The organism is Bradyrhizobium uaiense (genome assembly GCF_010811875.1).
Taxonomy (GTDB): domain Bacteria; phylum Pseudomonadota; class Alphaproteobacteria; order Rhizobiales; family Xanthobacteraceae; genus Bradyrhizobium; species Bradyrhizobium uaiense.
This window is the reverse complement of record NZ_VKHP01000291.1, coordinates 1-10,520: the sequence shown is the minus strand read 5'-3', so window position 1 is coordinate 10,520 and position 10,520 is coordinate 1. Positions and strand designations below refer to the sequence as shown.

The following is a 10,520-nucleotide window of genomic DNA, read 5'->3' as shown; positions in this document are numbered from 1 at the left end:
ATATACTTCGACGTATCCATCCCAATGCGGATAATCTCTCTCACGGACGGCTCCCTTGTCTGAGATTTGCAACAACCTCATTCTGGCACACTGATGCCGTAGGGGGCCGTCCACCCCATCAACCACAAGAGGGGGTTGTCAGAAGACGCGTCGAGCCGCTTGCCTCTTTCGACTGCCGCGGCGTATGGGTCCCGGCCTTCGCCGGGACGACGTGGAGAGAAGCTACGCCTTATCCCCGGTCGGCGAGAACAGGTAGCCGCCGCCGCGGATGGTCCGGATCACCGACGGTTTGGTCGGATCGAATTCGATCTTGCGGCGGATGCGCATGATGCGCAGGTCGACGGCGCGGTCGAAGGCTTCGGCGTCGCGCGCATTGGCGAGTTCCAGGAGACGCTCGCGCGACAGCACCCGCTTCGGGTTGGCCGCGAACACCTTCAGCAGGCCGAATTCGGAGGCGGTCAGCGGATGCTCGTTGCCTTCGTCGTCGCGCAGCGCCTGGGCCTCGAGATCGAGCCATTTGGTGCCAAACCGCACCAGCTGCTGCTTTTCGGCCTTGCTACCAGCCGGTTCCGGCGCGGCCGATTTGGCCGGACCGCTCCGCCGCAGCACCGAACGGATGCGGGCCATCAGCTCGCGCAATTCGCAGGGCTTTGCCACGTAATCGTCGGCGCCGATCTCGAGTCCGACCACCCGGTCGATCGGGCTGGCAGTAGCTGTCAGCATGATGACGGGGACGTTGATCTTGCTCTTGAGGTCGCGAATGATCGACAGCCCGTCTTCCTCGGGCATGTTGAGGTCGAGCACGACGAGATCCGGCGTGCTGCTCTCGATCTCCTTGCGCAGGCTCTTGCCGCCGTCGCACAGCGTCACGCCGAAGCCGTGCATCTTGAGGTAATCGCCGACCATCTCGCGGGCAGGCGCCTCGTCGTCGACGATGAAGATATGCGGGTTCTGGTTCATGTGTCTGTCGCCGGCAGTGTAACCGTAAAGGTCGACCCCTGTCCGGGGCCCGGGCTCTGTGCGGTCACATGGCCGCCATGCATGTCGATGATGCGCTTGACGATGGAAAGGCCGAGGCCGGTCGAGCTCTCGCCCGCGGTCGGCTTGGCCGACAGCCGCTGGAACCGGCCGAACAGCCGGCTGAGGTCCTCGGGGCTGAGGCCGGGGCCCTGGTCGACGATCCGGATCACCGTGTCGTCGCCTTCATGGTTGACCGAGACCGTGATCTTGCCGCCGATCGGCGAATATTTGATGGCGTTGCTGACCAGATTGTCGATCGCCTCGCGGATCCGGTCGGTGTCGCACATCGTGACGAAATGCTGCGGCCCCGAGACCGAGATGCTCTGCTGCTTGTTGACGGCCGAGGGCAGATTGGCCTCGGTGACCTCGTTGACGAGGGCCGCGATATCGACCGGCTCGCGGCGAATGGTGATGTCGAAGGCATCAGCCATCGCATCCGAGATCAGATGGTCGACCATCGAGGTCAGCCGCTTGGTCGCATCGCGGATGTGCTCGACCTGGGCCGTGACGTTTTCCTTCGGCGAGCCGACGCCGATCAGTTCGGTCAGCATCTCGGTGCGGCCGAGGATCACGCCGAGCGGATTCTTCAGATCGTGGGCGACGGTGCCGAGGATTTCGTTCTTGAAGCCGTTGGCGCGCTGCAGCCGCAGCCATTGCGCCGACAGCCGACGGTTGGCCTGCATCAGGGCGCGGGTGCGCTGCGTGACGCGGTCCTCGAGCTGGGTGTTGGCCTCGTGCAGCTGCTGGTAGAGGATCACGTTGTCGAACGCGATCGACAGCCGGCTCGAGAATATCTCGACCAGCGCACGGTCGGTGTCGGAGAGTTGGCGCTCGGCCTGCAGCAGCACCACGACCTCGCGGCCGCTGCCGGTGCGCGAATAGAGCACGCTGCGGTGGTCGGCGAATTCGTTCTTGCGGGCCAGGAAGGCGGCCTCCACCATGTGCCGCAGATCGGGATCGAGCGCCTTCGACGACGTCGTGCCGATGAAGCGGCTGTAACAGCCGGAGCAGGCCAGCACCGAGAAATCGGCAGCGGCCGAATTGCCGTCGTCGCGCAGCACCAGAATGCCGGCGCAGTCGACGTTGAGCAGCGAGGCGAGCTGGGTCAGCACCCCCTCGGCCAGCCGCTGCATCGACTTGAAGTCGTACAGCGTCGAGGCCGCGTCGATGATGATCTCGAGCCCGCGCCGCGTCTGCACCATGCGCTCGAGCTGCTGGTAGCTGCGCAGCGCCGCGGTCAGCGAGGTGAACAGCTTGTCGGCGGTGAGCTCGGTCTTCGCCTTGTAGTCGTTGATGTCGTACTGCACGATGACGCGCCGTTCCGGCGCCTGGCCGGGCTGGCCGGTGCGCAGGATGATGCGGACGGTCTCGTTCTTGATCTCGTTGCGGATGTACTCGACGAGCTCGAGGCCGGCGACGTCGGTCTCCATGATGACGTCGAGCAGCACGGCGGCGATGTCGGGGTTGTCCCGCATCAGCGTGCGGCCTTCTGCCGCGGAGTAGGCCGAGAGGATCTCCAGCGTCGCACCGTTCAGATTGTAGTCGCTGAGCGCGAAACGGGTGCCTTCATGGACGGCGTGATCGTCGTCGATCACGGCGATCTTCCATTTCCGGGCCGACGAGTCCTCCGGGGGGCTCTCGGTGTCGTCGATCAGTTGGAGGACATCGTCCTGTTCGGCCATTGACTGGTTCCGTCGGCTGCTGCGTCAGTGATCGTGGGCTCGCCCTTGGCTGCCCCCTTGGCGATCCTGGGCATGATAATGCGAAAAGTCGTGCCTTGTCCTACCCTTGACTCCAGCATCATGCGTCCGCCGAGCTGCTGGGTGACGAGGTTATAGACGATGTGGAGGCCGAGGCCCGTACCACCTTCGTTGCGGCGCGTCGTAAAGAACGGGTCGAACGCCTGTCGCTGCACGTCCGGCGTCATGCCAGCCCCGTCGTCGGCAAAGATGATCTCGACATCGTCAGCGCCGCGCCCGCGCGCCGAGATCGTGATGTTGCCGGAGCGGCCATCGGCGAAGGCATGATTGACGGCGTTGAGGAAAAGATTGGTTAAGATCTGCCCATAGGCGCCGGGATAGCCGTCGATCAAGAGCCCATCGGGCACGTCGACGGACAGCCCGATCGCGGCCTTCTTCAGCACCGGCCGCAGGCTCGCCACGATCTGGTCGGTCGCTTCGCTCAAGGCAAACTGGCGGCGCTCGGCATGCGAGCGATCGACCGCGACCTGCTTGAACGACTGGATCAGCTCACCGGCGCGCTGCAGGTTCGCGACCAGTTGCTGCGATGCATCACGCGAGGCGCGCACGAATTCGTCGAGCTTGGAGCGGCGCAGCGGCTCGGTCCTCAGGTCGTTCTCGAAGATCTCGCTGCGGCGGGCGAAACTCGATGCCACCGTCAGGCTGATGCCGATCGGATTGTTGACCTCGTGCGCGACGCCGGCGACCAGGCCGCCGAGTGCGGCGAGGCGCTCGGCATCGATCAGGTTCTGCTGCGCGGCGTTGAGCTCGAGCAGCGCGCTCTCGGCCTTCTCCTTGGCGGTGCGCAGCTCGTCCTCGGTCTTGCGCTTGGCGATCGCGTTTGCGCGGAACACCTCGACCGCGCGGGCCATGGCGCCGACCTCGTCCTTGGCCGACGTGCCCTGCACCGGCCGGTCGAGATCGCCCGAGGTGATGGTGCGCATCGCGGCCATGATCTGCGCCAGCGGCAGCCGGATCGAGAGCGCGATCATGACGCCGGCCGACATGATGACGCCGAGGAAGATCACGGCGATCGACAGCACCCGGCGCGAGATCGAGGCCAGCGTCCTGTCGAACGTCTCCTGCGCCTTCTGCTCGCGCTGGCGCATCTTCACCGAGAGATCGTCGATCGCGCCGATCGCATCCGCCTGGCTGGCGTCGATCGAGTTGCGCAGCAGATCGGTGCGGTTGGTGAGCTGTTCGCTGAGCTTGCCGAGCCCGTCGCGCAGCTCGGCGGTCTTGACCTTCAGCCGCGCCAGCGCCATGCGCTGCAGATCGTTCTCGGCCATGTCGGTCATGACCGGGATCGTCTTCTCGATCGTATCGATGTTGCGGCGGGCTTCCTCGGCCGACGACGAGTCGAGCGAGAGGTAGTAGGCGTTGGCGGCGACCAGCAGCGAGGTGAACGCTTCGCGCGATTTGCCGAGCGCGGGCCAGATCAGCGCATCGCGATGGCCGGTGGCGCCCTCGATGATCGAGTAGAGCCCGGCCATGTCCTTGGTAGGGCCCAGCACCTGTTCGTCGTAGGTCTTGGAAATCTTGGTCTGCACCGTGCGCAATTCACCGAAGCCGTCGAGGAAACGGCTGGTGACGCGTTCGAGCTGCTCGACCGAGCCCGACAGCATCGGGTCGGTCGAGGCCCGGTTGGTCAGCGTGCCGAGCACGGCCTCGCGCAGCAGCAGGATTTCCGCGAACAGGTCCGGGCTCGGCTGATTGATGTAGCGATGAATCAGGTTCTGCAGACGGCTCGTCTCGCTTTCGAGCTTGGCCAGGATCTTGTCGGATTCCCGCACCTGGCGGACATCGTCCCAGGCCGAGCCGAGCACCTTCGAGCCGTTCCAGATCAGCACCGCCAGCACGATCACGACCGCGGAATTGAGCAGCGCGATCGAAAGGATGCGCCAGCGGATCGGTACCGCACGCAGCAACTGGACGATGCGGAAGCGGCCCTGCGGCCCGAAGGCCGACGGCCGTCGCATCTTCCCGTGCTGTTGGGGTGCGGCCAAGCTCCGGTTACTCCATGTTGCGGATGCGTTCGATCAACGCAGCGGTCGCGGGATCGCGCTCGGCCCTGGCGTAGATGCCGGCCATCGCCGCCTCGAACGGCCTGCTATCGATGTCGGTCACGATCTTGACGCCCGCCAGCTCCGCCTGCTTGCGCGAGCGTTCCTCGAGCTCGCGCCACTTCTCGCGCATGTAACTGCTCGAGCGCTGCGCGGCCTCGCGGAAGATCGCCTGCTCTTCCGGCGTGAGGCTCGACCAGGCCTTTTGCGACATCACCAGCACTTCGGGACTCACGGTATGTTGGGTCAAGGTGTAGTAGCCGGCATATTTGTAATGACCGGTGGTGACGAACGACGGCCAGTTGTTCTCCGCGCCGTCGATCAGCCGGTTGGCGAGACCGGTCAGCACCTGGCCGTAGGGCATCTCGACCGGGTCAGCGCCGAGCGCGCGGATCATGTCCGACATCTGCGCCGATTGCTGCACGCGCAGCCGCAGCCCCTTGAGGTCGTCGAGCGAGCGCACCGGACGGACGCTGTTGTAGATCGAGCGGGCGCCGGAATCGTAGAAAGCCAGTCCGACGAAGCCGTGGGCCTCGAAACTGTTCAGGATATCGCTGCCGATCGGCCCGTCGAGCACGTGTTGCAGGTGCTCAAGCGATCGAAACAGGAACGGCATCGCCAGCACGTTCACGGACGGCACCATGGTTCCGATCAGCGCGACATTGGTCCGGTTCAGATCGATCGCGCCGGCCCGGGTCTGCTCCAGCGTCTCCTTCTCCTCACCGAGCTGGCGGGAGTGGAAGACCACGATGCGGTGCCGGCCGCCGGTGCGCTCAGTGATCAGGCGGTCCATGTAATTCAACGCCTGGACGGTCGGATAGTCCTCGTTCTGGGTATCGGCGGTGCGGAATTCGCGCGCAAAAGCATCCGCCGAGACCGCTGTCCATAACAGCGCGACGGCAAGCATCATTCTCCGCGAAAGGCCGGCGCGGCGGTACACAGGCTACAATTCCCCTTGTGGTTTGTGTCCAGGGCGGGAAGAAAAGGTTCAACGCTTTTTAGCAGAACGGCGATGGTTCGCCCATCGGCCAAAACGTTAATTCCGCCCTGCAACCTGCGGTGTCGATTGAATCTCCGGTTGTAGCGCCGTATGACGGCGTGTTGGCATCCGGGAACGGCTTATTGTGAAGTTCGCTCTGAAGCTCCTGCACCTCATGTTGGCGGCCCTTCTGCTGGTGACGCCGGCACAAGCTGCGACCGAGATCATGTGGTGGCACGCGATGTCGGGCGAGCTCGGCAAGCAGCTCGAGAAGCTCGCCGCCGACTTCAACGCCGCGCAAACCGATTACCGGATCGTGCCCGCCTACAAGGGCAATTACACCGAGACCGTCACGGCGGCGATCTTCGCATTTCGTTCGCGCAGCCAGCCGGCGATCGTTCAGGTCAACGAGATCGCCACCGCAACGATGATGGCGGCGCGCGGCGCGATCTATCCGGTGTACGAGCTGATGCGCGATCAATCGGAGACGTTTGCGCCACAGGCCTATCTGCCCGCGGTGGCCGGTTACTATGCCGATGTCGACGGCAACATGCTGTCGTTCCCGTTCAACGCCTCGACGCCGATCCTCTACTACAACAAGGATATGTTCCGTTCGGCCGGGCTCGATCCGAGCCAGCCGCCGAAGACCTGGCCCGAGCTCGGCATCGTGGCCAAGCGGCTGCGTGCCGCCGGCGCGATGTGCGGCGTCACCACGTCGTGGCCGTCCTGGATCAATGTCGAGAATTTCTCCGCCTTCCACAATCTGCCGATCGCGACCGGGGCCAACGGCTTTGCCGGACTCGACGCGCAGCTGGTCTTCAACAACCCGATCGTGGTGCGTCATATCGCGCAGCTCGCGCAGTGGCAGGCCGACAAATCGTTCGACTACAGCGGCCGCGGGCAGGCGGCCGAGCCGCGCTTTCAGAAGGGCGAATGCGGCATCTTCATCGGCTCGTCGGGCACGCGCGCCGACATCAAGGCCAATTCGAAATTCGAGGTCGGCTACGGCATGATGCCGTACGATCCCGACGTGCAGGGCGCGCCGCAGAACTCGATCATCGGCGGCGCCACGCTATGGGTGCTGCGCGACCGGCCGCGCGCTGAATATGCCGGCGTGGCAAAATTCTTCGCCTATCTGTCGCGGCCGGAGGTGCAGGCCGCCTGGCACCAGAACACGGGCTATTTGCCGATCACCCGCGCGGCATTCGATCTCAGCCGCACGCAGGGATTCTATGATCGCAATCCCGGCGCCTCGATTTCGATCGAGGAGGTGACGCTGAAGCCGCCGACCGACAAGTCCAAGGGCATCCGCCTCGGCTCGTTCGTCCTGATCCGCGACGTGATCGAGGAGGAGCTCGAGCAGGTGTTCGCCGGCAAGCGTTCGGCGCAGGCCGCGATGGACAATGCCGTCGAGCGCGGCAACCGCCTGCTGCGCCAGTTCGAGCGCGCCAATCCGGACCGGTGAGGGACGATGCGTGTCTTAACCTCCCCTTGAAAAGGGGAGGTCGCTTTGCGCGCCAGAGCAAAGCGGGTGGGGATCTGGTCTCTCCATTTGCAGCGTCGCCTGCGGCAGACCCCCATCCCGACCTTCCCCCTTTCAGGGGGAAGGAGAAGAAACTGAGTAGCCCGGATGGAGCGCAGCGAAATCCGGGGCCGATGTTTCAGGCGGTACACAATCCCGGATTACGCTGCGCTTCATCCGGGCTACAATGACTTCAGAAATGCACCTTCCCTCCATCACCGACTACGACACCTACCGTGCCTGGCGCAGCGACACCGCGCGCTGGCTGCCGGTCGCGCGCGACATCGCCGACAGCCACGAGCTGCCCTGGGGCACGCCGCATGTGTTTGCGACCGGCACCAATCTCGTCGTCGGGCTCGATGACAAATTGATCCTGAAGCTGTTCCCACCGCTCCTGCGCCCGCAATTCGTGTCCGAACGCGGTGCGCTCGCCGAGTTGCGCGGCCGGCTCGGCATTCCGATCCCCGACCTCGTCGCGGAAGGTGAGCGCGACGGCTGGCCGTATCTCGTCATCACGCACCTCGCCGGCACGGTCGGTTCGGAGGTGTGGCCATCGCTGTCCGAAACCGAGCGGGAGCGCGTGCTGGCCGAGATCGGCGCCGTAATCGCCGAGGTGCAGCTTGTGCCGCCCGGCGGCCTGCTGGCGATCGAGCCGTGCTGGGAGGCCTTCATGCGCGGCCAGATCGCGCAGTGCCGGGCACGGCACGAACGCCTCGGCCTGCCGGCGAAATTCCTCACCTCGCTCGACGATCTCTTGGCCGACGCCGCCGAGTTGATCCCGATGCACGCGCCGCCGGTGATCCTGACCGGCGAGTACATCCCGGAGAATTTCCTGCTCGGGCACCGGGCCGACGGCTGGCACGTTGCCGGCCTGTTCGACTTCGGCGACGTCCGGACCGGATGGGGCGAATACGACCTGCTCGGGCCCAGCGCGTTCATGGCCGCCGGGCATCCGCGGCTTGTGCGCAGCCTGTTCGACGGCTTCGGCATCCCGCGCAGCGAGGTGAATTTCACGCTGAAGCGGCGGCTGATGGCGCTGATGATGCTGCACTCGGCCAGCGATCCGCTCCGGCACATCTGCATCGCGGGCTGGCCTGACCGGGTCGATGATCTCGTGCAGTTGCAGGAGCTGATCTGGCCGGACTAGCTGTTTGAATCGGTCGTCAGTCAGAAAGCGAGCAGCCTCTGCGCTCTGCTCATTGATTAAGCAATGGCCTGTCCTTTGTATGCAATCGCGGGCAACGCAGACGGCGTCAGATCAAGATGCCTTTGTCGATTTCTTCTGTCTCTACAGCTGGTTAGATCCTCATAAGGTTTCGTTAAGGGTTGGCACAATCCTTGCGAATTGAGTTCCAAGGCCCGTTCCCAGGGGCGTTGGAGCATCACATGAAGCGTCGCGATTTCCTCAAATCGGTGTCCGGACTGGCAGCAGGGGCGCTGGCGCCGACCGCGCCCGCGATCTGGTCGCCGGCCAAAGCCGACGCGCGCTCCGAGACGCTGCTGATCGTTTCCGAGGGCGGTCCCAACAATCTCGATATCCACGGCGTCGGCACCAACGTGCCCGGCTACGAGGTGTCGTGGAATTGCTACGACCGGCTGATCAGCCACGAGATGAAGAGCGGGCCGGGCGGCGTGCCCTATTACGACCGCGACAAGTTCAAGCCCGAGCTCGCCGAGGACATGAACATCGGCGACATGTCGGTGACCTTCAAGCTGCGCAAGAACGCCAAATTCCACAACGGCACGCCGGTCACGGCGAAGGACGTCAAATGGTCGCTCGACCGTGCCGTCAGCGTCGGCGGCTTCCCGACCTTCCAGATGAGCGCGGGCTCGCTGACCAAGCCCGAGCAGTTCGTCGTCGTCGACGACCACACGGTGTGCGTCGACTTTCTGAAGAAAGACAAGCTCACGATCCCCGATCTCGCGGTCATCGTGCCCTGCGTCGTCAACTCCGGACTCGTGAAGAAGAACGCAAGCGAGAAGGATCCCTGGGGGCTCGAATTCACCAAGCAGCAGACCGCGGGCTCCGGCGCCTACAAGGTGACCAAATGGACCGCCGGCACCGAAGTCGTCATGGAGCGCAACGACGATTGGGTCTGCGGTCCCCTGCCGAAGATCAAGCGCGTGATCTGGCGCATGGTGCCGCAGGCCGGCAACCGCCGTGCGCTGCTCGAGCGCGGTGATGCCGATATCTCCTACGAGCTGCCGTTCAAGGACTTCCAGGAGATGAAGGCGAACGGCAAGCTCAACGTGGTCTCGCTGCCGTTCTCCAACGGCATCCAGTATATCGGCATGAACGTGACAAAGCCGCCGTTCGACAATCCGAAGGTGCGGCAGGCGATGGCCTACGCGATGCCGTATCAGAAGATCATGGATGCGGTGCTATTCGGCCTCGCCAACCCGATGTTCGGCGCGGCCAAGGACAAACCGACCGAGGTCGCCTGGCCGCAGCCGACGAAATACAACACCGACATGGAGAAGGCCAAGGCGCTGCTCACTGAAGCCGGTTACGCCAACGGCTTCGAGACCACGATCTCGTTCGACCTGAATTTCGCGGGGGTCAACGAGCCGCTCTGCGTGCTGGTGCAGGAGAGCCTGGCGCAGCTCGGCATCAAGACCACCATCAACAAGGTGCCCGGCGCCAATTGGCGCACCGAGCTCACCAAGAAGGAAATGCCGCTGTTCACCAACGTGTTCTCGGGTTGGCTCGATTACCCCGAATACTTCTTCTACTGGTGCTATCACGGCAACAATTCGATCTTCAACACGATGAGCTACAAGTCGCCGGAGATGGACAAGCTCATCGACGGCGCGCGCGTTGCCGCCGCCAACGGCGACACCGCGGCGTACGATGCTGACGTCAAGGGCTTCGTCGATCTCGCCTACGCCGACATCCCGCGCATCCCGCTCTATCAGCCGTTCGTCAACGTCGCGATGCAGAAGAACATCTCGGGTTACCAATACTGGTTCCACCGCCGCCTCGACTATCGCGCGATGGCGAAAGGGTGAGGCGCGCATGGCGAACGTCAGCGACGCACGGGCACGCGCAAGTGAGGTGAGCACGTCTCTCGGGCTCCCTCCCCCCTTGCGGGGGAGGGTTGGGGAGAGGGGTGCCGCTTGCTCAGAGGCCAGATGCAACGTCGCACTGATCGGCTCGTTAGGCACGATCTCGCCTGACGTCGTTCTTCGGAGTATGC

At 64.2% G+C, this 10,520-nt stretch carries 7 protein-coding genes; 3 read left to right on the top strand and 4 right to left on the bottom strand.

Annotated features, from left to right (window positions below; all coding sequences use genetic code 11):
• Window positions 1-222: 222 nt before the first annotated feature.
• From FNJ47_RS40620 to FNJ47_RS40605, 4 genes are read right to left on the bottom strand one after another with little or no spacing between them, the layout of a single operon-like run.
• Window positions 223-960: a response regulator gene (locus FNJ47_RS40620; protein WP_163161721.1), complete on the bottom strand. Its 738-nt coding sequence runs from the start codon at window positions 958-960 to the stop codon at window positions 223-225.
• Window positions 957-2,702 carry an ATP-binding response regulator gene (locus tag FNJ47_RS40615; protein WP_163161719.1) on the bottom strand — a complete coding sequence of 582 codons (1,746 nt, stop codon included), beginning with the start codon at window positions 2,700-2,702 and terminating at the stop codon, window positions 957-959. Before FNJ47_RS40615 ends, FNJ47_RS40620 begins: the two co-directional genes overlap by 4 nt.
• A complete protein-coding gene (locus FNJ47_RS40610) occupies window positions 2,672-4,738 on the bottom strand; it encodes a sensor histidine kinase (RefSeq protein WP_163161727.1) in 2,067 nt (688 codons plus the stop codon). Before FNJ47_RS40610 ends, FNJ47_RS40615 begins: the two co-directional genes overlap by 31 nt.
• Window positions 4,739-4,772: 34 nt before the next feature.
• Window positions 4,773-5,729 (bottom strand): TRAP transporter substrate-binding protein, encoded by a 957-nt coding sequence (locus FNJ47_RS40605; RefSeq protein ID WP_163161725.1) that lies wholly within the window; start codon window positions 5,727-5,729, stop codon window positions 4,773-4,775.
• A 247-nt stretch (window positions 5,730-5,976) separates the two neighbouring features.
• Here FNJ47_RS40605 and ugpB point away from each other — a divergent pair, with 247 nt between their 5' ends.
• From ugpB to FNJ47_RS40590, 3 genes are all read left to right on the top strand, one after another.
• Window positions 5,977-7,266, top strand: a complete 1,290-nt coding sequence (gene ugpB, locus FNJ47_RS40600) for a sn-glycerol-3-phosphate ABC transporter substrate-binding protein UgpB (protein ID WP_163161723.1) — start codon at window positions 5,977-5,979, stop codon at window positions 7,264-7,266.
• A 256-nt stretch (window positions 7,267-7,522) separates the two neighbouring features.
• Window positions 7,523-8,470, top strand: a complete 948-nt coding sequence (locus tag FNJ47_RS40595) for an aminoglycoside phosphotransferase family protein (protein WP_163161717.1) — start codon at window positions 7,523-7,525, stop codon at window positions 8,468-8,470.
• Window positions 8,471-8,709: 239 nt separating this feature from the next.
• Window positions 8,710-10,332, top strand: coding sequence for an ABC transporter substrate-binding protein (locus FNJ47_RS40590; protein ID WP_163161715.1), 1,623 nt, complete (start codon window positions 8,710-8,712; stop codon window positions 10,330-10,332).
• Window positions 10,333-10,520 lie beyond the last annotated feature (188 nt).